Annotated in this window: 15 protein-coding genes; 9 read left to right on the top strand and 6 right to left on the bottom strand. The window is 71.8% G+C overall.

Annotation, left to right across the window (positions count from 1 at the left end; genetic code table 11):
- Positions 1-127 precede the first annotated feature (127 nt).
- Positions 128-451, bottom strand: a complete 324-nt coding sequence (locus tag WMF20_RS04400) for a hypothetical protein (RefSeq protein ID WP_437610950.1) — start codon at positions 449-451, stop codon at positions 128-130.
- Positions 452-574: 123 nt separating this feature from the next.
- On the bottom strand, positions 575-1750 hold the full coding sequence (locus WMF20_RS04395; protein WP_437610948.1) for an ImmA/IrrE family metallo-endopeptidase: 1176 nt from the start codon (positions 1748-1750) through the stop codon (positions 575-577).
- Between the two features lie 52 nt (positions 1751-1802).
- Here WMF20_RS04395 and WMF20_RS04390 point away from each other — a divergent pair, with 52 nt between their 5' ends.
- The 5 genes from WMF20_RS04390 (at position 1803) to WMF20_RS04370 (ending at position 8918) form a co-directional block, all read left to right on the top strand.
- Positions 1803-2645 carry an SDR family oxidoreductase gene (locus WMF20_RS04390; protein ID WP_437610946.1) on the top strand — a complete coding sequence of 281 codons (843 nt, stop codon included), beginning with the start codon at positions 1803-1805 and terminating at the stop codon, positions 2643-2645.
- Between the two features lie 221 nt (positions 2646-2866).
- Positions 2867-4621: a hypothetical protein gene (locus WMF20_RS04385; protein WP_437610944.1), complete on the top strand. Its 1755-nt coding sequence runs from the start codon at positions 2867-2869 to the stop codon at positions 4619-4621.
- A gap of 208 nt (positions 4622-4829) precedes the next feature.
- Entirely contained in the window at positions 4830-6770 is a 1941-nt protein-coding gene (locus WMF20_RS04380) for a sigma 54-interacting transcriptional regulator (RefSeq protein ID WP_129573144.1), read from the top strand.
- 619 nt (positions 6771-7389) lie between these two features.
- Positions 7390-7791 (top strand): DUF7793 family protein, encoded by a 402-nt coding sequence (locus WMF20_RS04375; protein WP_129573143.1) that lies wholly within the window; start codon positions 7390-7392, stop codon positions 7789-7791.
- Positions 7791-8918 carry a PAS domain S-box protein gene (locus tag WMF20_RS04370; RefSeq protein ID WP_129573142.1) on the top strand — a complete coding sequence of 376 codons (1128 nt, stop codon included), beginning with the start codon at positions 7791-7793 and terminating at the stop codon, positions 8916-8918. Before WMF20_RS04375 ends, WMF20_RS04370 begins: the two co-directional genes overlap by 1 nt.
- A 77-nt stretch (positions 8919-8995) precedes the next feature.
- On the opposite strand, the gene WMF20_RS04365 is transcribed toward WMF20_RS04370, so the two are convergent.
- The 3 genes from WMF20_RS04365 to rsgA form a co-directional block, all read right to left on the bottom strand.
- On the bottom strand, positions 8996-11533 hold the full coding sequence (locus WMF20_RS04365) for a hypothetical protein (RefSeq protein WP_129573141.1): 2538 nt from the start codon (positions 11531-11533) through the stop codon (positions 8996-8998).
- Positions 11534-11559: 26 nt separating this feature from the next.
- Positions 11560-15330, bottom strand: coding sequence for an RHS repeat-associated core domain-containing protein (locus tag WMF20_RS04360; protein ID WP_437610941.1), 3771 nt, complete (start codon positions 15328-15330; stop codon positions 11560-11562).
- A 259-nt stretch (positions 15331-15589) separates the two neighbouring features.
- Positions 15590-16702, bottom strand: a complete 1113-nt coding sequence (gene rsgA, locus WMF20_RS04355) for a ribosome small subunit-dependent GTPase A (protein ID WP_437610939.1) — start codon at positions 16700-16702, stop codon at positions 15590-15592.
- Between the two features lie 660 nt (positions 16703-17362).
- Here rsgA and uvrB point away from each other — a divergent pair.
- From uvrB to WMF20_RS04335, 4 genes are all read left to right on the top strand, one after another.
- A complete protein-coding gene (uvrB, locus tag WMF20_RS04350) occupies positions 17363-19537 on the top strand; it encodes an excinuclease ABC subunit UvrB (RefSeq protein WP_437610937.1) in 2175 nt (724 codons plus the stop codon).
- Positions 19538-19696: 159 nt separating this feature from the next.
- On the top strand, positions 19697-20878 hold the full coding sequence (gene serB, locus WMF20_RS04345) for a phosphoserine phosphatase SerB (protein WP_129573137.1): 1182 nt from the start codon (positions 19697-19699) through the stop codon (positions 20876-20878).
- Between the two features lie 333 nt (positions 20879-21211).
- Positions 21212-22231: a LacI family DNA-binding transcriptional regulator gene (locus WMF20_RS04340; RefSeq protein ID WP_437610935.1), complete on the top strand. Its 1020-nt coding sequence runs from the start codon at positions 21212-21214 to the stop codon at positions 22229-22231.
- A gap of 86 nt (positions 22232-22317) precedes the next feature.
- Complete coding sequence (locus tag WMF20_RS04335) at positions 22318-24246, top strand: glycoside hydrolase 5 family protein (RefSeq protein ID WP_437610933.1); 1929 nt, start codon at positions 22318-22320, stop codon at positions 24244-24246.
- Between the two features lie 62 nt (positions 24247-24308).
- Here WMF20_RS04335 and WMF20_RS04330 read toward each other — a convergent pair whose 3' ends face one another.
- Entirely contained in the window at positions 24309-25184 is an 876-nt protein-coding gene (locus WMF20_RS04330) for an extensin-like domain-containing protein (RefSeq protein ID WP_437610931.1), read from the bottom strand.
- Between the last annotated feature and the right edge of the window lie 50 nt (positions 25185-25234).

Here is a 25234-nt window from a genome sequence, read left to right as displayed (position 1 = left end):
GGGCCCGCCGCACGGACAGGGCACCTTCTCCCTCGAACGTCGGGAGACCTTCCGTCCACGCCGGGTCGTGCTGGATCCTGTCCGGGTGGTGCCCGCAGAGGTCCACGGCGACGGCAACCAGCCAATGTCACGACTCGCCGCGCGGCTCGGGGGCCATCGGCGCCGAGGACGACGTTGGCTGCTGCTCGGGGGCCATTGGAGCCGAGGATGACGTTGGCGGCGAGTGCGACTGGATCCAGTCCGGCCACCAGAGCGGGACGCGGGCGGTGACACCGCTCGCCTTCACCGTGTCCTCGGCAACCTGCGCGGCGACGGAGACATCCAGCGCACTGAGATCGACGAGCTCGGCGAGGAACTGAAAGAACCCCATGGCGCGACCGCGCAGCTCTTCGAGGCCCAGGAGCGCCGCTTGACCATCGCGGGTTACGAAGCTCGCCTCGGGCCGGCTCATGGCCCAAGCGATCGAGGCAGCTTCACCAAGATCCGGCCACGAGAATCGAGAGGTGCCCCGCACGCTGGAGGGCGATGAGCACCCCCGTGTCCAGCACATAAGCCCGCCCCTCAGCGCTCGCGGTCATTGTGTGGTGTTCCAGGGGAGCTCATCCCACGCAGAGAGCTCGAGCAGCTCGCGTGCCCGCATGGCGGATATGAGACCGGCAGATAGCGCCGCTCGAACCCGCCGTGAAAGAAGAGCTTCGCGCGCTGGCGGCGCCGCATGCGAGAGCAGCGGGACCGTCTTCTGGATCTCCGCGAGGATCTCCTCGAGAAGGTACTTTTCTATGTAGCCGACGTTGTACAGGTGGTAGGACGTCAGCTCGATCGTCGTCCCGTAGTGCTCCCGTGCACGCTGGACCAGCTCTACAGCGGCCTTCAGCTCTCTTGCGCGGACCTGCGGCCTCCCGAGCAACCGGTGGAGCCCGAGCTTCGGTAACAGCAGCTCTGCAGCGAAAGCGCGGGCCCGCTTCTCGACGGCATCGCCTTGCCGTCTTGGCGCATCCTCTTCCTGGTCTTCGGCGACATCAATCCAGAGGCCGATGTCGTCTCGTGGCTCGTCAAAGAGGAGGTGGCAGATCTCATGTGCGAGATCCACACGCCGCCGCAGAGGATGAAGCCCCCCTTTCGTCGCCGTGTTGAGAAGAACGGCTGCAAGCCCGCTCACTCGATCCTTCACCGTGACGGCCAGCACGGACGGACTATGTAGTGGCTTCTCGATAACGGGCACACCGAAGGCTTCCTCCACCAGCGTCTCCAGTGGATCGGGGAGCGGAGAGGTGGGTGAATCGAGGAAGTTCTTCTGGTGCAGGATGTCTCGAAGGCGCCACGCCCGCGCGTAACCGTCGGCGCTCGCGTTGTGCCCGACCGGCGCTTCCCTGAACCAATGAACTCTCTTGAGCGGCGCGGGGCGGCCCAGGCGCTCCTCCAGCCCTTCCACGTCGCGCGCGATCGTCAGTGCTTCTCGTGCCGCATCCTCATCCGCGTGAAAAAAGTCCGGCACGCTGGCATGTCGGAAATGAAACGATAAGGCGACCTCTTCGTGTGGCGTATCCGCCCATAGCGCTGTGGGCGAGAGCTTCAACCTTCGCTCGACGCGGGCCAGCGCCGCGGTCGAGATCGGCACGGCTTCGCCTGCTTCCAGGCGTGCGAGCACTTCTTCGGGCACGCTTGCGTCACGGGCGAGCGTGGCCCGTTCTACGTGGTGCGCCTCGCGAGCCTCCCGCAGGCGTCGTCCTACCGCTGCGAAGTCGACCATGGTCGCAGCATAGTGAATCCTCGCACCTCGTCTATACTCGCCCCCCTCCCCCATGGGTCACCTCATCCTCATCACCGGATCCTCGAGCGGCATCGGCCTCGCGACCGCGGTCGCCTGCGTGGCCGCGGGCCACCGGGTCGTCGCCACGATGCGACGCCCCGACAAGGCCGGCGCGCTCCTCGCCGCGGCCGCGACGGCGGGCGCCTCGCTCGAGGTCGAGCAGCTCGACGTCGCCGCGGCGAGCGCCCCCGACCGGGTCCGGGAAATCCTCCAGAAGCACGGCCCCGCCTACGCCCTCGTCAACAACGCCGGCATCGCCGTCGGCGGCGCCTTCGAGGAGCAGGCGGACGATGACGTCCGCGCGCAGTTCGAGACCAACGTCTTCGGGCTCATGGCCGTGACGCGCGCCGTGCTCCCGGCCATGCGCGACGCCGGGCGCGGGCGCATCGTCAACGTCTCGAGCGTCTCCGGGCTCGTCGGCCTCCCCGGCGTGAGCGCCTACGCGGCCACGAAGCACGCCGTCGAGGGCTTCAGCGAGGCGCTGCGCTGGGAGGTCGCCCCCTTCGGCGTCCACGTCTGCCTCGTCGAGCCCGGCACCTTCAAGACCGAAATTTTCTTCGAGAACCAGCGCCGCGGCGCCCACATTTCGCCCGATGGGCCCTACGCCGCCATGACCCGGACGATCGAGCAGCTCGTCCTCCAGGACGCCGCCAAGGCCCCGCCGCCCGCCCCGGTCGCGGCGGCGATCCTCCGCCTCATCGAGGCGCCCTCGCCGCCGTTCCGCACGCTCATCGGCCGGGACGCTCGGGCGCTCGTCGCGCTGCGCCGTGTCATCCCCGACCGGCTCTTCGCCACGGGGATCCGCCGGCTCGTGTCCGCGCCGCGCTCGCGTTGACACGTCCCCGGGCGCCGAATAGTTTCGGCTCCGCCGTTTCCATGGCGGAGCGGCGCCACGTCGTGGCCGAAGGGGGGCCGCGCCCCCTGCCGCGCGCTGTTTTTGTCCACTTTCGTCCCCTCAGGCTAACGAAGGCTAGCCGCTGACCGCCTCTCCTTCTCGCGCGCCTCGCGACGGCGAGGTCAGGCCGGCAGCATCACCGAGGTCCCGGAGGAAACACCATGTCCCGCTCAGCACGCAGCATCCTGCCGCTCCTTCGCTCGCTCCTCCTGGGGGCCGCCACCGCGTCGTCGATGGCGCTCTCCGCAGGGATCGTCGCCGGGTGCGCCGACGAGAACGACCCCGAGACGCACGTCAAGCGGCTCGACGACCCGGCGACGGTTACCCCCTCGGTCAACCGGCTCGTCCAGTTCTTCGAAGACGCGATGACGCGCGACAACAAGGACCGGAACGGCCCGACCGTGAAGCCGCTCCTCGACAAGATCATCGAGCCGATGACGCAGCGGTGCGTGGCCGGCGACCTCGACGAGCGCACGAACTCGAAGCTCATCAAGTTCATCTCCGACACGCGCGACCCGCGCGGCGACGCCTGCCTCATCAAGGCGCTCAAGGACTACAAGCCCGAGTCGACCGAGGAGGACGTCCGCTGGGCCGTGCGCGGCCTCGGGGCGATGAAGTCGGAGAAGGCCGCCGAGCCGCTCATGGCCGTCTTCACCAAGCTCCAGCACGGCAAGCCGAAGGGCTCCACGATCTCGCGCGACGTGCACGACGCGATGATCGACATCAACAGCAAGTCGTGGGAGGACGGGCTCATCACGATGCTCGGGCGTCCGATCAACGATCCGAAGGACGTCGCCACGATGCGGAACGAGCTGTTCTGGCAGATCACCGCGGCCGAGCTGCTCGGCTGGCAGCGCAGCGAGAAGGCCGTCGTGCCGCTGCTCAAGGTGGTGCTGTCGCCGCTCAAGGCGGACGCCGCCGCGACCGCGATCCTCGCGCTCACGAAGATCGGCAAGCCCGCGATCGAGCCGGCGATCCAGCTGCTCAAGGGCGAGCACAAGGAGCTCGTCGAGTACTCGAAGGTCGAGAACCTGAAGGCCGCCGGCGACAAGCCGAGCGCGGAGCAGAAGAAGGCGGCCGAGACCGCCCACGTGGCGGCCGCCGCGCTCGTCCTGGCGACGATCGGCCGGCAGGAGTCGGTGCAGCCGCTGCTCGCCGCGCTCGAGAAGGCCGAGGACGTGCCGCGCGCCATCATCGCGCGCGAGCTCACCAAGGTGCCCAAGACGCCGGAGACCCTCGCCGCCTTCCAGGCGGCCTACGAGAAGACGCCCGCGGGCCTCGAGATGCCGCCGGCCGGCATCAACGCGCGGGTCATGCTCGCCGAGGCGGCGGGCAACTTCTTCGACGCGAGCCTCGTGCCGTGGCTCGTGAAGACGGGGCTCGAGGCGCGCGGCGAGGAGGACGACGTCGCGCAGATCCGCGACATCTCGCTCCAGACGGCGCTCAAGCTGATGAAGCCCGACCAGGTCGCCGACGTCGACCGGCTCGCGAACACCCGCACGAGCGGCGGCGGCACGGTCGGCAAGTCGATGGAGAAGGAGATCAAGCTCGCGAAGGACCTGCTGAGCACCTGCGCGACAAAGGTCGACTGCTACGTCGGCAAGCTCGGGGACCCGGCGTCGCAGACCAAGGAGACGCAGTTCCAGGGGATCAAGGCCGCCTACATGACGGGCGTCCTCGGCTCCCCGGACGTCCGGCAGCAGATCATCGACGCGCTGCCGAAGGTCTCGAACGCGGCCGTGCGCTTCGTGTCGGTCTCGGTCATCGACGCGCTGTCGCCGAAGGGCGACGCCGAGGTCGCGGACAAGCTGCAGAAGATCGTCGACGAGGGCGAGGCCTCGAAGGATCCGGAGAAGATCTCCGGCAACGCGCCCTTCAAGACGGTCATCTACCGCCTGTCCGCCCGCGCGCAGTGAGCGCCGCCGTCGCGCGCCCCACCCCGCGGTCGGCCCCGGGGTGGCGCGCGACGACGGCGACCACGCGATTCCAGATGTTCTTTTCCGAGCGGCTTCCGGGTGCGATGTCGTGCCGGAGCGCGGGGCTGCCCGATTTTTCCTGGCATCTCCTCCGTCTTGACGGTTTACTCCGGGCCTTCCCCACGGGGCCTTCCTGGCTGAACGAACCATGATCGTGCTCGAGGTAACCCAGGGTCTCGCTGCCGGGCGCGCCTTCGAGCTCCAGGGCGAGCTCATCACGCTCGGGCGCTCTCCGGACAACCGCGTCGTGCTCGACGATCGCCACGTCTCCGGGGCGCACGCGCGCATCGTGAACGGCGCCGACGGGGTGATCCTCGAGGACCTGCGCTCCACGAACGGGACGAGCGTGGTGCGGCGGGGCGAGCGGCTCGAGCTCGGGCCCGGGCGCAGCGCGGTCGCCCTCCAGACGGGGGACGTCATCGAGCTCGGCTCGGGCGACGCGGTCACCCGGATGGTGGTGAAGATCCCGGAGGAGGCCGACGACGCGCGGGTCGTCTCGATCCGGCGCCTCGACGAGATCGAGCCCGCCGCGGCGAAGATCGAGCGCGACCCGAGCGCGCTCTCGGCCATGTACGCGGCGCAGAAGCGCATCGGCGCCGCGGACGATCTCGACGAGGTGCTCGCCGAGATCGCCGACGCGGTGCTCGCGCTCGTGCCGAGCTCGACGCACGTCACGGTGGTGCTGCGCGACGACGACCAGGAGCCGGGCGCGGCGCGGGCGGCGTTCGTCCCGGTGCTCACGCGCGTCCGCTCCCCGTCGGGCCGCGGGGCGCCGCCGGCGGGGCCGGTGCCGATCACGCGCAGCGTGTACCGGAAGGTGATCAAGGAGCGGGCGGCGGTGCTCGCGGCCGACGCGCCGATCGAGGTGGGGCAGACCGAGTCGCTGATGGGCGCCTCGATCCGCAGCACGCTGGCCGTGCCGCTCTGGAAGGGCGAGGAGATCATCGGCGTGCTCCAGGCCGACAACCGGAGCGCGCCCGGGATGCTGAACGCGGGCGATCTGGAGACGCTCCTCGTGCTGGCGGCGAACGCGTCGCTGGCGGTGGCGAACGCCCGGCTGATCAAGCGGCTCGTGCTCGCCGAGGAGCGGCTCCAGAAGGAGAACAGCTTCCTCAAGGGGCGCGAGGAGAAGCGCCGGGGCGGGGGCGCGGTCGACATCATCGGCAACAGCGACGCGATGCGCCGGGTCATCGGCCAGCTCGACAAGGTGGTCGACACGCGCGTCACGGTGCTGATCGAGGGCGAGACGGGCACGGGCAAGGAGCTCATCGCCGCCGCCGTGCACTACCGCTCCCGCCGCCGCGACAAGCTCTTCGTCGCGCAGAACTGCGCGGCGCTGGCCGAGAGCCTGCTGGAGAGCGAGCTCTTCGGCCACAAGAAGGGGTCGTTCACGGGCGCCACCGAGGAGAAGAAGGGCCTGTTCGAGATCGCCGACGGCGGCACGCTCTTCCTCGACGAGATCACCGAGACCCCGCTGTCGCTCCAGTCGAAGCTGCTCCGGGCGCTCCAGGAGGGCGAGATCCGCCCCGTGGGGGCGACGAGCCCGAAGCACGTCAACGTGCGCATCGTCGCGGCGACGAACCGGAACCTCGAGGACGAGGTGGCCAAGGGGCGGTTCCGCGAGGACCTCTACTACCGGCTCAAGGTGTTCCCGATCCGGCTGCCGCCGCTGCGCGAGCGGCGGGACGACATCCCGCTGCTCGCGGCGCACTTCCTGGAGCGCTACGCGGACGAGATCGGCAAGCCGTGCGGCGGGTTCAGCCAGCAGGCGATGGAGCTCATGGTCGCCTACGACTGGCCGGGCAACGTCCGGGAGCTCCAGAACGAGGTGCAGCGGCTCGTCATCCAGCTGGATCCGGGGGCGTTCGCGACGCCGGAGCTGCTGTCGCCGCGGATCCGGCAGGTCGAGGGGCTCGTGGCGCGGGCGGGGACGCCGAAGGGGTCGCTCAAGGAGATGATGGACGCGGTCGAGAAGTTCTTCCTCCTGGAAGCGCTGCGCGGGCACAACAACAACAAGACCAACGCGGCGAAATCGCTCGGGATCACGCGCGAGGGGCTCCACAAGAAGCTGCGGCAGTACGGGATCTGACGAGGGGCGGGGGGAGAGAGCCGGATCGCGGGGGAGCCATCGGGAGGGGGTGGCGCGCGCGGGGGCGGCGGGGGGCCCTTCCCACGAACTCGCGCCTTGTGGTGGCTATGGCCCGCTGAACGGGTGAGGCAAGATCAGGAGCGACTCGCTTCGATGCAGGCCGGCGCTCGGGTTCGTGGGGCCCTTCCCCCGCCACCCCCGCGCGCGCCACCCCCTCCCGATGGCTCTTCCCGAGGCGCGGCGGGTAGAGAGAGTGAGGGCGAGACGCTGTCGTGAGAGCGAGGCTCGATGACTCGCGAAGCGCAAGACACCTGTCGATGAGGCTCCGAGGTATGGCCCGTTGCGCCTCCTCGGAGCATCGCCCCTACCCCGGCGCACGCGGGACCTCTCCTCGTTGTACGCGAGCTATCTCTGCGCCACGTCGCGTTCGATGAGGCCCCGGTCTGCGCAGGCTTTGTAAAGAGCTTTGGACATTTCGAGCAGGTCGGTGTTACAACCGAATTTCAGGGGGGCGCGATGAGCGCAGGTCGGCGGCAGCGGTGGACCGGCGATCGACGCGGGTGGGGCGCGGCTACCGGCCTGCGCGCCGCCTCCGGCCCGCCCGGCGAGAGGGGGGGACGTGAGCGAGCTGGGAGACGAGCGTCTGAGGACGCGGACCGGAGAGTTCTCCTTCGACAGGGAGAACAGGATCATCCGCTTCGATGTCGACGAGGGCGTGGTCCAGACGCTCGCCGACGCGAAGGAGAACATCGCCGCGAACAAGCGATTCAGCAGGGGCACGCCGTACCCGATCCTGTGCGATCTCACGCGGTGCAAGGCCACGGACCTGGACGCGCGCAACTACTACGCATCCGAGGAGGCGACGCAGGCGCACCGCGCGATGGCGCTCCTCGGCCAGCGCCCGGTCGCGCGGATGATCGGCAACATCTTCCTCACCGTCTACGGGAACCGCGCCAAGCCCGTTCGGCTCTTCACCGAGGAGAGGGAGGCGATTCAATGGCTGAAAGGCTTCACTGACTGATGGGCACAGGCCCACTGGACGATCCGCGCGTCGCCGAGCTCTGCGAGCTCGTGCTGCGCCTGCTCCCGGCCGAGCGGCGCGGCGCCCTGCCGCCGGCCTTCGGGGCGGATCCGCTCGACCAGGCCCTCTCCGCCCTGAGGCCGCTCGCGGCGCCGCTGGCGGCGGCGCCCTCGGCCCCGGACGAGCTGAGCCAGCGGCTGGAAGAGCTCATGGAGGTCATCGTGGCGCTCGTCGGGTTCAACTACGCCAGGAAGGCGCCCGTCAGCGACAGGAACGATGTGATCGACGGCATGGCGGCCGGGCTGAACATGCTCGGCGAGGAGCTCGCGAGCTCGACGGTCTCCAAGACGTACGTGACGAGCATCATCGAATCGATGCTCGACCTCCTCGTCGTGGCCGACCGCGCGAGCGGGATCCGGAGCGTCAACCAGGCCGCCTGCGACCTCTCGGGGTACACCCGGGAAGAGCTCGTCGGCAGGCCGCTCGACGCCGTGTTCCCCGGGCTCTCGGCCGGCGCGCTCATCGACGCGGGCGGCGCGCGCGACGAGAGGGTCTGTCTGCGCAAGGACGGGCGCGCCGTCGCCGTCTCGTTCCTCGCCTCGGTCATGCGGACCGACGGCGGGCAGATCCACGGGCTCGTCTGCGTGGCGCGGGACCTCACCGAGAGCCAGCGGGCCGACGAGGAGCGCTGGCGGCTCCGCGAGGCGGTCCACCGGCAGACGATCCTCGTCGAGGAGCTCTCGACGCCGATCATCCCCATCACCGGCGGGATCATGGTGGTCCCGCTCGTCGGCTCGCTCGACGAGCAGCGGCTGTCGCGGATGACCGAGTCGCTGCTGCAGGCGCTCTCCGAGAGGGCCGCCAGCGTGGTCATCCTCGACATCACCGGGGTGCGCACCGTGGATCGGCAGGCCGTGCACGGGCTCATCCGCTCGATCGGCGCGGCGCGGCTCCTCGGGGCGCGGGTGCTGCTCAGCGGCATCCGCCCGGACGTGGCGAGGGCGCTGGTCGAGATCGGGGCCGACCTCGATGGGGTCGCGACGTTCGGGTCGCTTCAGGACGGGATCGTCCACGCGCTGCGGGGGGCCGCGAAGGGCCGGCCTGCCGCGGGCGCGCGCTCCGCGTAGCGCCGTGCGGGCGGCATCGCGCGCGGTGAAGACGCGGGCGGCACGCTGAAGAGGACGGGCCGCGCTGTCTGGCCGATTCACGTGTAACGGGCGGAGATCTCCGCCACACGCTCGCCCGCATCGACGAGCAGCGCGTCACCGCCGATCCGCTGGAGCAGCGGGGCGACCTGTCGCAGGTCGTTGCCGTCCCCGGTCCAGAGCATCTCGGACCGCAGCGGAGCGCCGGTGACGACATCCAGCACCCCTCCGAGCACCTGCGCCGCTCTTTCGAGCGAGAGCACACCTCCGAGCTGCGCGAGCAGGAAGTAGCCCCAGCTGTCCCCGGGTGGATGCTCCTCGGCCGCGACCACGGCGAGCTCCGCGAGCGCCGCGGCGCGCTCCGGCGGGAGCGCGAGCGCCGCCTGGGCGAGGGCCGCCATGCGATCCGACCCCTGGACGGCGAGCGCGTCCGCCTCCTGCGCCGCGAGGGCCTCCGCCGTCCTCGCTGCCCCCTTGCTGCCCGCGGCCCCCGCGGCGAGCTCGGGCGCCGCGCCTTGCGAGGAGCTCGCACGCGCTGCCCGAGCGCCTTTCCTGGCCTGTGCTCCCTGGCGCGCGTCGCTCGCTGCCGCGGCGTCCACGGGGGCCCCGAGCGACCGGAGCCGCTCGAGCAGCGCGGGCATCACGCGCCGCGACCCCGGCGCGTCCATGAGCCCCCGCTGCGCGTTCGCTTCGAGCGCGACCTCGAGGGAGACGAACGGCGCCACGCGCCGCAGGTCCTCGTAGACCGACGCGTCCCACGCGTTGCCGGACGCGAGCGCCGCGAGGGCGTCGCGCGCGACCCAGTCCGCCGCTGCCGAGCGGACCTGCTCATCCAACCTGGGCGAGAGCAGCGCGAGCACCGCGCGCCGCGACGGGTGCTCCGGGCCGGTCGCGTCGACCGCGCGGGCGCAGAGCGCCGCCGGCCAGGACGCCGTGGCGCGCTGGAAAGACCCGAGGAGCTCCCTCGAGACGAGCGCGAGCGCCTGCGCGAGGACGTCGTCGAGCGCGGCGCCTGCGGCCGGGTCCGCCGCTGCGAGCCCGTCGCTCGCCTCGGAGCGCGCCTCGGTCGAGCGCGTTCCACCGGACGACCGCTCGGCGGCATGCTCCGTCGCTCCCGGCGCCTCGCCTCCGAGCACGCTCGCCGCGGCGCAGAGCACCTCCAGCCGCTCCGTGCGGTCCTCGGGCAGGCGGCGCAGCGCCTCATCGAGCAGCGCTGCCCGCTCCCCGCTCGGGCTCACCGTCGCCGCGGCGAGCAGCGCTCGAGCCGAGCAGGGCTCTCGCCGCGCCACCTCGCGCGAGCGCGCTGCCAGGCGCTCGCGTGCGGCGCCGCGAACGCGCTCGGCCCAGCTGGCGAGGAGCTGCGCCGCGGCCGCGCTGTCCGCGAGGGGCCCTCCGTCCACCCAGAGCCGCGATCGCAGGGACGATTCGACCAGCGCCGCATGGACCGCGAACGCTGCAGCGCGCGCCCTCTCGCCCGGTTCGACGTCCTCGCGCCTCGCGGCGACGCTTCCCGCATGCGTCGCGGGCTGCTCGACGATCCCGGCGGCCGCACGCTGCGCCGCTCGCCGCGCCAGGCGCGCGTCCTCGATGCGGCCGCGCGGAGAGGCCTGAACCGCCGCGCAAGAGGCCTCCCACGCCGGCTCGACGAGCTCGGTGAACGCGGTCCACGGCGCTCCCGAGAGCACCAGATGGCCCGCGCGGCACCTCGCCCAGTAAGCCCTCTCGTCGCTGCCCGGACCCTCGCCGCGCGCGGCGCGACGCGCCGCCTCCGCGAACCTCGCATGCGCTCGCGCGAGCTCCGCCGGCGCGAGCGATGCCTCCACGCCGGCCCGCCATCCGCTGTCGCGGTAGGTCACTCCCCCGCCCTCGACGAGCAGCCGCCCGCCCGGTCCCACCGCCTCGGCGAGCCCCGCGGCGACCGTCTCCGGATCGACGCCCGCCACCGCGGCGAGCACCGGGATCGGCGCGGGGGCGAGGGCGAGGGCGACTGCCGCGGCGAGCCCCTCCACGCCGCCGGTTCCAGGGAGCTGCTTCGCGGCGCCTCGCACCGGCAACCGGATTTCTTCCGTACCGCCGGCTCCCTCGCGGACGCTGCGCAGCACCCGGACGCCGTTCTCCGGCCCCTCGTCCAGGATCGCGCCCGGCGAGAACCCCACCGCGTCCTCGGGCGCGTCCACGATGAGCACCGTCCCGAGGGCCTGGAGCGCCTCGCTCGAGAGCCGGAGGCGCGCCTCGTGGGCGACGTCCTCGCTCGTGGCCGGCCGCTGGCCGCTGTCGAACGCTGGATCCACGGCTGCGAGCGCGGCGACCAGCGCCTCGGCGCTCGCGAGCGGCAGCGCCGTGCCCCACCTTCGCCCGATCGGCCACAGCACCGCGGTCGCGCCTCGATCACGCAGCGCCTCGACCACCCCGCCGAGCACGGCCCATCGATCCGTGTCGTCGTCCGCGACGAGGGTGGCCGTCGTCCCGCAGGAGAGGCGCTCGAGCGCGACGGCGGTCGCAACGCGAACCTCCGGATCTCCACCGCGCTCTGCCGCGGCCTCCTCGAGCGCAGTCCGGAACGTGTCCTCCACCGTTCGTCCAGCGGTCCCGCTCATACTAGCTCCGCCATCTCGGGCTCCGCTCAGGTCCCGGTGAAAGGAGGCGTCCTCGACGGCTGGGTTGCCCCGATCAACCCGTTCGCAGCGTCGTTCTCCTGGCGCGAGGTGTTGTCGTTCCGGTTGTTGCGCCAGATCGACTGCCCGTCCCACAGCCCCCGGTTGTTGCCCCTCCCCGGGTTCGGCGCGGCGACCCCGCCCGTCGCGTTGGCCGCGGCGCCCTGGTTGATGTTGCCCGGGTGAAGTCCGAGCTCCCGGAAAGTCTGCGCGCACATGTGGCAAGGGCACATCGCGGGCCCGCCCCCGTTCATCCCGTTGTTCGTCGAGATGCGGGCGCCGTTCCGGAAGCGCCGTTGCATCTCCCGCCGCACCTCGGCCCGGCTCATCCGGCGGTTCGGGTTATCCGCTCGGATCTGCTGCGCCATCTGGTGCAAGGCGGCGATCTCGGCGCACCCCTCGTTGCCCGCCTGGCGCCCGGGCCCGCCCCCGAGCGCGACGCGGGCGTTGTAGTGCGCATAGCCTACCGCAGGATCGAAGCCGGGATCGCCCCGCTGGGGCACCTGGCCGCTCCGCCCGACGATGTCCTGGCGGCCCGGCTGCGTGATGACCGCCATCGGGAGCAGGCCGTCGGGGTCGACGTGTGTCGACGGGTCGTTGTCGGCGTAGGAGAAGACGTTCAGGCCGCCATGGACGCCGAGCGGATCAGGGCTCAAATAGCGCCCGATCCTCGGGTCGTAGTAGCGATAGCGATTGTAGAAGAGCCCCGTCTCGTCATCTGCAATCTGCCCCAGGAAGCCCAGCGGCGCCTCCGCGCCCCCCTCGCGCCGCTCCACGCCGCCCCACGGGTCGCGCAGCGTGGATCCAGCCAGCTGCCCGTCACCCCGCACCAGGTGGTGGACCGCGCCGAGCTCGTCGGCCACGCAGAAGAACCATTCCTTCCCCTCGGCCTGAGCCAGCGGAGCCCCGCTGTCGTCATCGGTCAGGAAGACGCGGATCCGCTCCCCCTCCGCCGTCCGTCGGCGCTCCTCGAGCACGCGCGCGCCATCCCAAACGTAACGCGTGGAGGAGAGCGTGCGCCCGGCCGGATCGATCACCCGCTTGGCGAGCCGGCGAGCGAAGGTGTCATAGGCGAACTCCACCCGGGTGCCGTCGGGCCGCTCGACGGCCTCGAGGAGGCCGGTCGCATCCCACACGAAGCGCGTGGTGAGGCGATGGTCTGTCTCGCCCTCGGTGATCGCGATCACCCGACCGGCCGCGTCCGTCGCGACCTCCCGACCCCCGACCCGCTTGAGCCGGTTGCCCGGGCCGAACTCCGCCGGCTCACCCGCCGGTCCACGCAGCAGATTGCCGGTTGGATCGAAGAGGTAGTGTCTCGTCCTGGTCCCGTCGCCCTCGCGGTCGCCGACCAGCGCGGCAAGCCGGCCGAGCGCATCCCGGTCGAGCCGAAATGCGCCGAGCAAGCTGTCATCGACACGGAGCAGCTCGCCGTCAGCGTCTCGGTCGTACCGCCGAGCCACCGTGAGCCCCGCGTCGATCTTGCCGACCCACGCCGGCTCGCCCGGCCTCACGGACGCGGTCGTCATGTTGCGGCGCACGCGCTGCGCGCGGAGGAGCCCCTCAGGGCCGAGCTCCACCTCGATGCGCCCGCCGCCCGGGAGCACCCGCGCGCGCTCGCGCCCGCCCTCATCCTGCTCGAAGGTGATGCGCTGCCCCGCGCCGAGGATCACGGCGCTCGCGCCGCCCATGAGGTCGCGCTCCCAGGCGACCCCGCGCCCTCGCTCCGTCCAACGTCGCACGGGTCTACCCATCGCGTCGTAGTCGAGGTGCACCGTCATCGTCTCGGCGCCCACGGTCTGACGTTCCTCGACGAGCCAGCCCACCGCATTGTAGCGCAGCTCCACCCGCACCGACCCCCGGGTCGCCTCGACGAGGCGACCGGCCTCGTCGTGCGTGAGCTCGTCCTTCGAGCCGTCGTCGTAGAGGCGGGCGACGAGCTGGCCGGCGAGGTCGTAAAGAAGCTCCGTGCGCTCGCCGCGCTCGTCCACCAGCGAGGTGAGCCGACCCGCGAGATCGTAGCCGTAGCGGCGCTGAGCGCCGTCGAAGCTGCGCTCGGAGAGCACGAGTCCCCGCGCGTCGTGCTCGAAGGTGTGCCGCGCACCCGCGGCGTCGACGATCGCGACCAGGCGCCCCTCGCGGTCGTAGAGCTGGGTCGCGATCACCGCGCCGCCGATCTCCACCTGATGCAGCCAGCCGAGACCTCCCCAGCGATAGCGCTCTGTCCGTCCGTTCGCGTACGTCACGGAGGTGACGTTCCCGAGCCCATCGTACGTCATCTGGACGGCGCGCCCCTCGGCGTCCGTAATCGCGAGCAGATCGCCGCGCGCGGAATACGAGTACCAGGTCACCGCGCCCGCCGGATCGATCGCGGAGCGCCGCCTGCCCCAGAAATCATACGAAAATCGCCATGTTCGGCCGAGCGCGTCGGTGCGCTCGGTCAGGTTGCCTGGCCGGTCGTAGCGATAGCGCGTTCGCCCTCCGTTCGGCGCCACCGTCTCGGTCGTGAGGCCCCGCTCGTCGACCTCCACCTCGAAGACCGCCCCGATCGGATCTCTCCAGACGAGCCGCCGGCCGATGCGCTCCACCGTCGTCGTGGCGCCTGAAGGGTCCGTGAAGCTCCGGATGTGACCGTCCGTGTCCCGCTCGACCGTCAACGTCCGGCCGATCGGATCGGTGATCTTCAAGGGCCGCCCGCACTCGTCGCGCTCCCAGCGGATCGTGGCCCCCAGCGGATCGGTGTAGGACGCCACGTGGCCGCGCTCGTCGTAGGTGCGCGTCACGACGCTCGCGTTGTGGACCATCCTGTCGAGCCGACCGTCGCCGTCGGGGCTGTAGCGCTGTACCAGCGCGGAGTCGACGACCTCGCAGTAGCCGTCGGGGCCATACTCGAAGACGCAATGGAGAATGCCCTTCGCGGGCGTCCTCCTGTCCGCCAGCGTCGCAGGCAGATCGGGATCCAGGCACGGATCCACGCCCGTCTCCGGTGCTCCCCAGGTCTCGACGCAGCGGCCCTGGGCGTCATAGCGATAGTGGAACACCATCCCGCCCGGATAGCGGTGCTTCGTGATCCTGTGTTCTTCGTAGTCGAACGAGGTGACGAATCCGTCGGGATCGACGACCTCGGCGAGATCGCCCACGGTCGTGTAGGTGTAACGCACGACCAGCGACCCGGACGAGAAGCCGTCCCGGCTGGGCACCTCGAGGGCTGCGATGCGGCCTCTCCCATCCCGGCGCACGAGGATCGCTCGCCCGGCGCTGTCCTCGAAGGCGACGAGGATGCCGCGCTCGTAGATCAGCGAGATCCGGTTATTGTAACGGTCGAGCACCGCGGAGAGCCCGAGCTTTCCGTCGCCCAGCGGGGCGTCGAGGACGAGCCGAAGCCCGTCGTCCCGGACCAGCTCCAGCCGCTCTGCGGCTGCGCGCCGCACGACCCACCCCTCCGCGCCCAGCAGCGCCTCGCCGATGCCGGGCAGAGGCAGCAGCAGCTGCGCCCCCTCGGCGTCGGTCACCTCGACGGCCCTGCGCCCGACGCGCGCCGACCATGCAAAGGAGTGCGACCAGCCGTGACCGAAGCCGACATCGACCGTCGTGCGATCGCTGGAGTACGAGCGCGCGAGCACGAACGGCAACGGACCCGGGAGCGCGAGGTCCGGCTCGGCATCGACGAACGACCGGCCGCCCAGAACGTCGACCGGATCGCCGCGCGAGGCCGGCCCTCGGTGGCCGGGATGGGTCGGCACGCAGCTCCCGCGCCGGCTGCATGCGTTGCGGCCCCCGCCTTCCGCGCCGCGCCCGCCGTTGCGACCGCGTCCGCCCTGTCGACCGCCGCTGCCATTGCCCCTCCGGCCGCCAGGGCCACCGCCCCCGGCGCCTCCGCCCATGACGAAGACGACGGGGTTCATGCCGGGAATGGCCGGGATGTTGGGGACCGGCGCCGTGCGCGCCATGACTTCGTGACTAACGGCGCGGTCTCCGAGCGTCAATCGAACGCCCGGCGGGCTATTGCTTCGGATTCGCGCGCATCCGCTTCGATATCTGCTTCCAGCGCCGCTTCTCCTCGAGCTTCGCGCGCACGTCCTGCTGCCGGGCGAGGTAGCGCCGCTCCGCCCCGAGCTTCAGGTACGCGCCGAGGCGCTCCGGATCGAGCTCGCCCTCCTCGATGGCGCGCAGCACCGCGCACCCGGGCTCGCCGTCATGGCTGCAGTCCCGGAAGCGGCAGGCCGCGGCGCGGGCCTCGACGTCGTCGAAGCCCGCGGGCGCGGCGCCGTCGTCGGACCAGAGGCCGAGCTCCCGCACGCCCGGCGTGTCGATGAGGAGGCCGCCGCCGGGCATCACGAAGAGCTCCCGGTGGGCGGTCGTGTGGCGGCCGCGCTCGTCCGACGCCCGGATCGCCCCCTCGCGCTGCACCTCCACGCCGAGCAGGCGGTTGCTGAGCGCCGACTTCCCCACCCCGGACGAGCCGACCAGGGCGATGGTCTCCCCGGCCCCGATCTCGGCGCGGAGCGCGTCGAGGCCGGCGCCGGACAGGGCGCTGACCAGCGCGATCGGCGCGGCGGGCGCGACCTCCCGCGCGGCGTCGATGAGCCGCCCCGGATCGGGGCAGACATCCGCCTTGTTGAGCACGAGCACCGGGCGGGCGCCGCTGTCGATGACCGCCTCGATGTACCGCTCCAGGCGGCGCACGTTGAAATCGGCGTTCAGCGACGTGACGATGAACACCTTGTCGACGTTGGCCGCGAGCACCTGCGCCTCCATCGCGGGCCCCGCGGCCTTGCGCCGCAGGCACGTGCTCCGCGCGAACGTGTGCACGATGTAGGCGGGCCCGGCGCCGTCGCCGGGCCTGAGCCCCACCCAGTCGCCGACGGTGGGCAGCGCGGCGCGGCCCGCGGCCTCGTGCGCGAGGCGCCCGCTGACGACCGCGAGGCGCGGGCCGTCCGCGGTCTGCACGTGGTGCCGCGAGGCGGAGGCGAGGAGGACGCGCGCCGGCTGCACGGCCTCCTCCAGGGACGCGAGCTGGCTCGCGAAGAAGGGAGTCCATCCGAGCCCGATCAGATCGGGTTGCGGTTCGTTCTGCGAAGACGGATCAACGGAAAAATCGGAGTCGATATGCATGACGGACGAGCGCTCCATGGCGTTCGGCCGCGCGGCGCGAGCTGCGGCGCGCGGCGATCGACGGACAAGGGCGCGGCGGCGCGCGAACGCGCCCGCGCCGGCCATTCCACGCGCGGGGCCGCCGCGGCGCGGAGCTCGTCGACCGTCAGGACGTCACGCCGGAAGGCGCGCCCGGCCAGGGCGGATGCCCTGTGAGGCGCGCGCAGCGCAGGACGAACGCGCGCCGATCAGGGCGCACGCACGCCTTCACGACGGCGTGGAGACGAGCTCAGCTGGCCGCGGCGGAGACGACGGCGGCGGCGCAATGGGTGTGCTGTGTATTCCCACTCATGACCTGACCTCCGTGTTCGGCTCACGTCACAACGACGCGGCAGCGCCTAGAATCCGCCACCGTCGCGCCGCCGTCAAGCGCCTCCTGCTCTGTTCGGCCGCATCGCGCCGCTCACGCACGCACGCACGCACTCACTCACCCCGCCCCGCGCGCGTTGCACGCCGCGCGAGCGGCCGTGGTCGGTGTCCGACCACGGCCGACAGCTCGCCGACAATTTTCGGTCGGCCGGTGGTTGGTGCACCGACGAGGCCGGACCTCCGGGGCGGGCGGGGCCGTGACCGCGCCGGAGGTTGCGAGGAGGCCCTCGCCGCACTAGGGTCCTCCGCTCCATGCCCACAAACTTCGAGCTCGTCTCCGAATTCAAGCCGTGCGGTGACCAGCCTCGCGCGCTCCAGGAGATCTGCTCCGCTTTCGAGCAGGGCGAGACCTTCCAGGTCCTCCTCGGCGTCACGGGCAGCGGCAAGACGTTCACCGCCGCCAAGGTGATCGAGAAGCTGCAGAAGCCGACCCTCATCATGGCGCCGAACAAGACGCTGGCGGCCCAGCTCTACGGTGAGATGAGGGAGCTCTTCCCCAACAACGCCGTCCACTATTTCGTCAGCTACTACGACTACTACCAGCCCGAGGCCTACGTCCCGACGAGCGACACGTACATCGAGAAGGACGCGATCATCAACGACGCGATCGACCGCATGCGCCACGCGGCGACGCACGCGCTGCTCTCGCGCCCGGACGTGATCATCGTCGCCTCGGTGAGCTGCATCTACGGCATCGGCTCGGCCGAGAGCTACCACGGGCTCCTGATCAAGCTCGAGCGCGGCACCGAGATCCGCCGCGACGAGCTCCTGCGGCGGCTCGTCGACATCCAGTACACGCGCAACGACGTCGACTTCCACCGCGGCACGTTCCGCGTCCGCGGGGACGTCGTCGAGATCTTCCCCGCCTACGAGGAGTCGCTCGCGATCCGGGTCGAGTTCTTCGGCGACGAGATCGAGGCGATCAAGGAGGTCGACCCCGTCCGCGGCAAGGTGGTGGGCCAGCTCGATCGCTACGCGGTCTTCCCCGGCTCCCACTACGTCACCGAGCAGCAGCAGCTCCGGCTCGCGATCCAGGCGATCCGGGAGGAGCTGCGCGAGCGCATCGACTTCTACGACAAGGCCGTGCGCTTCCTCGAGAAGCAGCGGATCGAGCAGCGCACGATGTACGACCTCGAGATGCTGGAGCAGATGGGGTTCTGCAACGGCATCGAGAACTACTCGCGCCACCTCTCGGGCCGGAAGCCCGGCGAGCCCCCGCCCACGCTGATCGACTATTTCCCGAAGGATTTCCTCCTCATCATCGACGAGTCGCACCAGACCATCCCGCAGGTCGGGGCGATGTTCCGGGGGGACCGGGCGCGGAAGGAGACGCTGGTCGAGTACGGGTTCCGGCTCCCGAGCGCGCTCGACAACCGGCCGCTCAAGTTCGAGGAGTTCGAGCAGCACTACGCCCAGGTGCTCTTCGTGAGCGCGACGCCCGGCGACTACGAGCTGCAGAAGTCGGCCGGCGCGGTCGTCGAGCAGATCATCCGGCCGACCGGGCTCATCGATCCGCAGATCCACATCCGGCCGGTGGCCGGGCAGGTCGACGACCTGCTCGCGCGCATCCGGGAGCGGGTGAGCCGCGGCGACCGCGTGCTCGTCACGACGCTGACCAAGCGGATGGCCGAGGATCTGACCGAGTACTACACCGAGCTCGGCATCCGGGTCCGGTACCTCCACTCGGACGTCGACACGCTCCAGCGCGTGGAGATCCTCCGCGATCTCCGGCGCGGCGAGTTCGACGTGCTGGTCGGCATCAACCTCCTGCGCGAGGGGCTCGATCTGCCGGAGGTGTCGCTGGTCGCGATCCTCGATGCCGACAAGGAGGGCTTCCTCCGGAGCCCGCGCTCGCTCATCCAGACGATCGGCCGCGCCGCCCGCAACGTGCACGGCGAGGTCGTGATGTACGCCGATCGCATCACCGACGCGATGAAGCGCGCGATGGACGAGACGAACCGCCGGCGCGCGATCCAGGAGGCGTACAACAAGGAGCACGGCATCACGCCGGCCACGGTGAAGAAGGCGATCCTCGACCTGTCGCCCACGTCGGGCACGCGCGACTACTACGCCGTGCCGAAGGGCCCGGCGAAGCCCGCGGCCGAGGCGGCGCGCGCCGCGGTGGACCTGGTCGACCAGATCGACGCGCTCCGGCAGGAGATGTTCGCGGCGGCGGAGAACCTCGAGTTCGAGAAGGCGGCGCGGCTGCGCGATCAGCTCCGCCAGCTCAAGGCCCAGCAGGGCGACGGGGAGGCCGGCATCGCGCGCGAGGTGGCCGAGGAGAAGCCGGCGCGCTCCGGGCGAACGGCGAGCCGGCGGGGCGCGGGCGCGGGCGCGGGCGCCAAGGCGAACGGCGGGCGCGCGGGCGCAGGGGCGAGCGGCGGCGGGCGCGCGGCGGCGGCGCGCGGGCGCGGGCGGTACCGGTAACGGCGACGGAGCCCGCGGGGGAGGGGCCGGCCAGGGTGGAAGACGCCGGCAGTCTGCCTGTCGCCCTGCGCCGCTGTGCGACAGGCGCTCTTCCGGGCTTTCGAACGTCGCGAGGGATCGGCGTCGACCCTGCGGCGCGGCCCTGATAAGGGGCGCGCGATGGCCGCCTCCGATCCGATCCTCGTCACCGTCACCGGCAGGGACCTGCCGGGCATCACCGCGCGGCTCACCGGCATCCTCAGCGACATCGGTGCCACGCTGCTCGACATCGAGCAGGTGGTGGTGCACGGCAACCTGAACCTCGCGCTGCTCGCGCTCTTCCCGGAGACGCGCAGCGGGCTCAAGGAGCTCCTGTTCGCGGCGAAGGAGCTCGGCGTGGCGCTCGACTTCAAGCCGCTCGACGGCGGCGCGCCGCCGCGCGCCCCAGGCAGCCGCTACGTGGTGACGGCCATCGGGCGGGAGCTCGGCGCGAAGCAGCTGCACGACGTGGCCTCCACGCTCGCGAGCCACGGCGCGAACATCGAGAAGATCGCGCGACTGTCGGTCGAGCGCCTGTCGTCGGTGGAGATCCAGGTGCTGCTCCAGCGCGAGGAGGAGGCCGACACGCTCAAGCGGGCCCTCCTGGCGCTCGCCATGCAGAACAGCTTCGACCTCGCCCTGCAGCGCGAGGGCCTCTTCCGCCGGAGCAAGCGGCTCGTCGTGATGGACATGGACTCGACGCTCATCCGCATCGAGGTGATCGACGAGCTCGCGCGCGAAAAGGGCGTGGCGGAGCAGGTCGCGAAGATCACCGAGCGGGCGATGCAGGGGGAGATGGATTACGACGAGTCGCTCCGCCAGCGGCTCTCGCTGCTCCGCGGCCTCGACGTCGGCGTGCTCCGGAAGCTCGCCGCCGAGCTCCCCATCACCGAGGGCGCCGAGACGCTCGTCCGTGTGCTGAGGCGGCTCGGCTACCGGACCGCGGTGATCTCCGGCGGCTTCTCGATCGCGGCGGAGGCGCTCAAGGCCCGGCTCGGGATCGACTACGCCTACTCGAACTCGCTGGAGGTCGAGGGCGGGAAGCTCACCGGCCGGGTGACCGGGCCCATCGTCAACGCGCAGCGCAAGGCGGAGCTGCTCGAGACCATCGCCCAGGCCGAAGGCGTGCTGCTCGATCAGACCATCGCCGTGGGCGACGGCGCCAACGACCTCCTGATGCTCCAGCGCGCCGGCCTCGGCGTCGCGTTCCGCGCGAAGCCCAAGCTGCGAGAGGCCGCGGACACGTCGCTGTCCGCGAGCGGCCTCGACGCCATCCTCTTCCTGCTCGGCATCACCGAGCGCGAGCTCCTGGAAGTGGCGTGAGCGGCGCCGCCCGCAACAGACGAACCGGCCCACCGGGCTGAACCGATTCAGTGAACACGGCGTCCGCCGGGGGCGGAGGCGGCTCCCCATCCCACGGCGCGGCGCGGAGGGTCTCGGCGCGCTGGCCGGGGCGCCGCGCGGGGCAGCGCGGCCCCTCGCCCACGGCGCCTGCGCTGGGAGGGGGTGTGGGAGCGGCTGCGCAGGCCCCGGGCGGCGCGCGGCCCTGCGCGGCGCGAGGCTCGCCCGCGGGCCGTCGTGCTATCCAACCGGGGCCATGCGGAGGAGCAGGTCCACACGAGAGGCGCGCTCCACCGGCTGGAGCGGAGGTGAGGCGTGAAGCGTCCGACGATCACGGACATCGCGTGGCGTGCAGGGGTGTCCAAGGGAGCGGTCTCCTATGCGCTGAACGGCAGGCCCGGCGTGTCGGAGCCGACGCGCGAGCGGATCCTCGCCATCGCGGCGGAGCTCGGCTGGCAGCCGAGCAACGCGGCGCGCGCGCTCTCCGACGGCCGGGCCAGCGCCGTCGGCCTGGTCATCGATCGGCCCGCGCACACGCTCGGCATCGAGCCGTTCTTCATGCAGCTCATCTCGGGCATCGAGGCGGAGCTGTCCGAGAAGGCGGAGGCGCTGCTGCTCAAGGTGACCGAGGATCGCGCGGCCGAGCTGGAGACGTACCGCCGCTGGTGGGCGGAGCGGCGCGTGGACGGGGTGATCCTGGTCGATCTCTGCGAGAACGATCCGCGCGTGAAGCTCGTGGAGGAGCTGAAGCTCCCGGCGGTGGTGGTCGGCGGGCCGATGGGCAAGGGGCGGCTCTCGGGCGTGTGGAGCGACGACGCGAGCGCGATGCGCGCGGTGGTCGACTACCTGGCCGCGCTGGGCCACCGGTCGATCGCGCGGGTCGCCGGCCCCGCGGAGTTCATGCACACCGCGCTCCGCACCAAGGCGTTCAACGCGGCCGCCCGCCAGCGGCGGATCGAGCGCGTGCAGACGGTCCACGCGGACTACACGGGCGAGGCCGGGGGCCAGGCCACGCGGCGGCTGCTCGCGGGGGCCACGCCGCCCACGGCCATCGTCTTCGACAACGACGTGATGGCCGTGGCCGCGCTCGCCGTCGCCCAGGAAATGCGCGTCCCCGTGCCCGAGCGCCTCTCGATCGTGGCGTGGGACGACTCGGCGCTGTGCCAGCTCGTGCACCCCGCCCTGACCGCGGTGCGCCGCAACATCGCCGAGCACGGCTCCCGCGCCGCCGCGCTGCTCCTCCGCCTGGTGGCCGGCGAGCCGATCGACGACGTCGAGTGCAGCGCGCCGACGCTCGCGACGCGGGGCAGCACCGCGCCGCCCCCCCGCGCCTGATCCGGCCCCGCGCCGCCGCGGGTGCGTTCCTCCCTTGCAGAGCGCACGCTGAACCGATTAAGTAGCCTGATCGGGACGTGAGGTATATGCATCGCAATTTCGCCAAAGTCGCTGTTCGTCAACAGGCCGTCGCCTGGCTCGGGGCCAATTTCTGGTCGAGGCGCGGCGGCCCGCTCATGTGGCAGAGCTACGATCCGGCCCTGGTCCGCGAGGAGCTCCGGGTGCTCGCCGAGCACGGCCTCACGATGACGCGGTCGTTCTTTTACTGGCCCCACTTCATGCCAGAGCCCGACCGGATCGACGAGGGCTGCGCGGAGCGTTACGGCGATTTCCTCGAGGCGCACGTGGAGGCGGGGATGACCACCATTCCGACCCTCCTCGTCGGCCACATGTCCGGCGAGAACTGGGACCCGGTCTGGCGGCGCGGGCGCGATCTCTACGGGGACGTGTGGATGGTCGCCCGGCAAGCGTGGTTCGCCGAGCAGATGGCGCGGCGCTTCGCGGGCCACCCGGCGGTGACCGGCTGGCTCGTCTCCAACGAGATGCCGATCTACGGCGAGCGCGAGCGCTCGGTCCGCGAGACGGTCACGAGCTGGGCGAGCCTTGTCGTGCAGGGGCTGCGGGCCGGCGGGGCGAGCCAGCCGATCTCGATCGGCGACGGCGCGTGGGGCATCGAGGTCACCGGCAACGACAACGGGTTCTCGGTGCGCGACCTCGGGGCGCTCGTCGATTTCCTCGGCCCGCACGTGTACCGGATGGAGAACGACCTGGTCCGCCAGCACTACGGGGCGGCGTTCATCTGCGAGCTCACGGGCTTCCTCGGCAAGCCGGTCGTGCTGGAGGAGTTCGGGGTGTCCTCGGGTTTCGTCTCCGACGAGAACGCCGCGCACTACTACCGGCAGGTCCTCCACAACACCCTGCTCGCCGGCGCCACCGGCTGGATCGGCTGGAACAACACCGATTTCGACCTCATCGACCAGGACCCCTACCGGCATCACCCGTTCGAGCTCCATTTCGGGCTGACGACGACCGACGGTCGCCCCAAGCCGCAGCTCGAGGAGATGGCGCGCTTCGCCCGGGTGCTCGCCGACATCGACGTCCTCGGCTGCGAGCGCGAGCCGGCCGACGCGGCGCTCATCGTGCCGTCGTACCTGGAGGGCGCGTTTCCGTTCACCGAGGCCGAGGATCGCAGCTACCTGTTCACGACGCTGCGGCAGGCCTACATCGCGGCGAAGGAGGCGGACCTGCCGGTCGGGCTGACCCGCGAGCGGGACGGGATCGCCGAGGACTGCCGGCTGTATCTCCTGCCGTCGGCCAAGCAGCTGACCGCGCCAAGCTGGCATCTCCTGGAGCGGCTGGCCTCGGGCGGCGCGGTGGTCTACGCGTCGTACTCCCACGGCACGCACGGGTCGCAGCGCGGCCCGTGGTACGCGCACCTCAACGCGATGTTCGGCGTCGAGCATCAGCTGCGCTACGGGATGGTCGACCCGATCGAGGACGATCGCGTGCAGCTCACCTTCGCGCGCGGGTTCGGCCCGATCGCGGAGGGCACCACGCTCGCGTTCCCGGTCGCCGGCACCGAGCACAGCCGCGCTTACCTGCCGGTGCGGCCCAAGGGCGCGGAGGTCGTCGCGGTCGACCAGCGCGGCCGGCCGGCGCTGCTGCGGCGCCGGGTCGGCAGCGGCAGCGTCGTGCTCTGCACCTACCCGATCGAGCACTTCGCCGCGGCGACCCCGCGGGTCAACCCGGAGCCGACCTACCGCCTCTACGACGCGCTCGCCGCGCTCGCCGGCGTGCGTCGGCCGGTGACCGTGGACGACCCGCGCGTCGCGGCCGACACCCTGCGCCACCGGGACGGCCGCCGCTTCGTGTTCCTGATCAGCCAGGCCGACGCGCCGATCTCGGTCGAGCCCGTCGCGGCCTCGGGCCACCTGACCGAGCTTGGCGGCAAGTCCAAGGTCCACGCCGTGGAGCTCGCGCCGTACGACGTGCGGATCCTCGAGCTGCGGGCCTGATCCGGGTGAGCGCGGGGCCGCCGTCCCTCGTTTCGCGCTGACCTGAGGCGCGCCCCCGCGGCTCAGTACCAGCGCGGCGTGCCGCAATCGATGTGCAGGTGGTCCCGGTGGCTCGCGTCGAAGTCCGGCCCGAGGACGCGCGCGGCCGCCCCCTCGGCGCGGAGGCGGCGGGCCACGCCCCGGAGAAAGCGCCCCTCGCGGGTGGTCGGGTCGCTCCCGTGGAGCACGTAATCGCGGAGCACGCTGATGGCGCGGCCGCGCTTCGGCGAGAAGCGCGCGATATCGAAGGCATTGCCGAACGAGTGCTCGCTCAGCCCCTCGCTCCACCTTCGCATCCTGCCGACCACTTCCCTGCAGGCGTAGCTCCCCAGGGTGCTGATGCGGGCGATCGGCGAGCCCAGGTGCGTCTCCGCCTCTTCCTGGACCACGCGCTCGATATCGGTCAGCCGGAGGGCGAGCGAGCAATCCACCTGCAGCGGCGGCGAGTAAACGATGCCGGTCGGGCCGCGCGTCAGCAGCACGCCGTGCGGGATGCCGCACCCCTTCTTGTTGGGCTTCGCGACGTCCGGCAGCGCCTGGAACCGCGCGCCGGATTGCTTGAGCGCGTCGCGGCAATCCGCGCCTGCGGCCGCGGCGATGTGGCTCCACTGGCGCTGCGCCCGCGGCGGCCGCTCGCGCAGGCCGGCAGCGTCGGCGAGGTGCTCGACCCAGGGGCCGGCCCATCCCGGCGACGCCGCCGGCGGCGCCGCGGGAGCTCCGCCGGCGATGGCGGGCGCTGGCTCCGCCAGGGTCGGCGCTCCGCCGTCGTCTAGCGGCGCTGCTCCCGCGAGGGCTGGCGCCGCTCCCGCGAGGGCCGGCGCCGGGGACGCCATCAGCGCGGTTCCACCGAGCTCCGCGAACGTGGAGCCGCCGGGGGAGCAGGACAGCGCCGAGGTCATCGCCGCCGCAACGAGCCCCGCAAGGAAGCGCGCGTGCACATCGATGTCCG

Origin of the sequence: Sorangium sp. So ce834 (genome assembly GCF_051521425.1) — a bacterium.
Classification (GTDB): Bacteria; Myxococcota_A; Polyangia; order Polyangiales; family Polyangiaceae; genus Sorangium; species Sorangium cellulosum_D.
Note: the sequence above shows the minus strand (reverse complement) of the source record. Positions and strands in the feature narration are given on the sequence as shown.

Coding starts and splice junctions, on each gene's coding strand:
- uvrB (WP_437610937.1), top strand. CDS start 17,363: ATGCCCACAAACTTCGAGCTCGTCTCCGAATTCAAGCCGTGCGGTGAC.
- WMF20_RS04400 (WP_437610950.1), bottom strand. CDS start 451: ATGAGCCGGCCCGAGGCGAGCTTCGTAACCCGCGATGGTCAAGCGGCG.
- rsgA (WP_437610939.1), bottom strand. CDS start 16,702: ATGCATATCGACTCCGATTTTTCCGTTGATCCGTCTTCGCAGAACGAA.
- WMF20_RS04365 (WP_129573141.1), bottom strand. CDS start 11,533: ATGAGCGGGACCGCTGGACGAACGGTGGAGGACACGTTCCGGACTGCG.
- WMF20_RS04335 (WP_437610933.1), top strand. CDS start 22,318: ATGCATCGCAATTTCGCCAAAGTCGCTGTTCGTCAACAGGCCGTCGCC.
- WMF20_RS04330 (WP_437610931.1), bottom strand. CDS start 25,184: ATGACCTCGGCGCTGTCCTGCTCCCCCGGCGGCTCCACGTTCGCGGAG.
- WMF20_RS04370 (WP_129573142.1), top strand. CDS start 7,791: ATGGGCACAGGCCCACTGGACGATCCGCGCGTCGCCGAGCTCTGCGAG.
- WMF20_RS04385 (WP_437610944.1), top strand. CDS start 2,867: ATGTCCCGCTCAGCACGCAGCATCCTGCCGCTCCTTCGCTCGCTCCTC.
- WMF20_RS04390 (WP_437610946.1), top strand. CDS start 1,803: ATGGGTCACCTCATCCTCATCACCGGATCCTCGAGCGGCATCGGCCTC.
- WMF20_RS04380 (WP_129573144.1), top strand. CDS start 4,830: ATGATCGTGCTCGAGGTAACCCAGGGTCTCGCTGCCGGGCGCGCCTTC.
- serB (WP_129573137.1), top strand. CDS start 19,697: ATGGCCGCCTCCGATCCGATCCTCGTCACCGTCACCGGCAGGGACCTG.
- WMF20_RS04395 (WP_437610948.1), bottom strand. CDS start 1,750: ATGGTCGACTTCGCAGCGGTAGGACGACGCCTGCGGGAGGCTCGCGAG.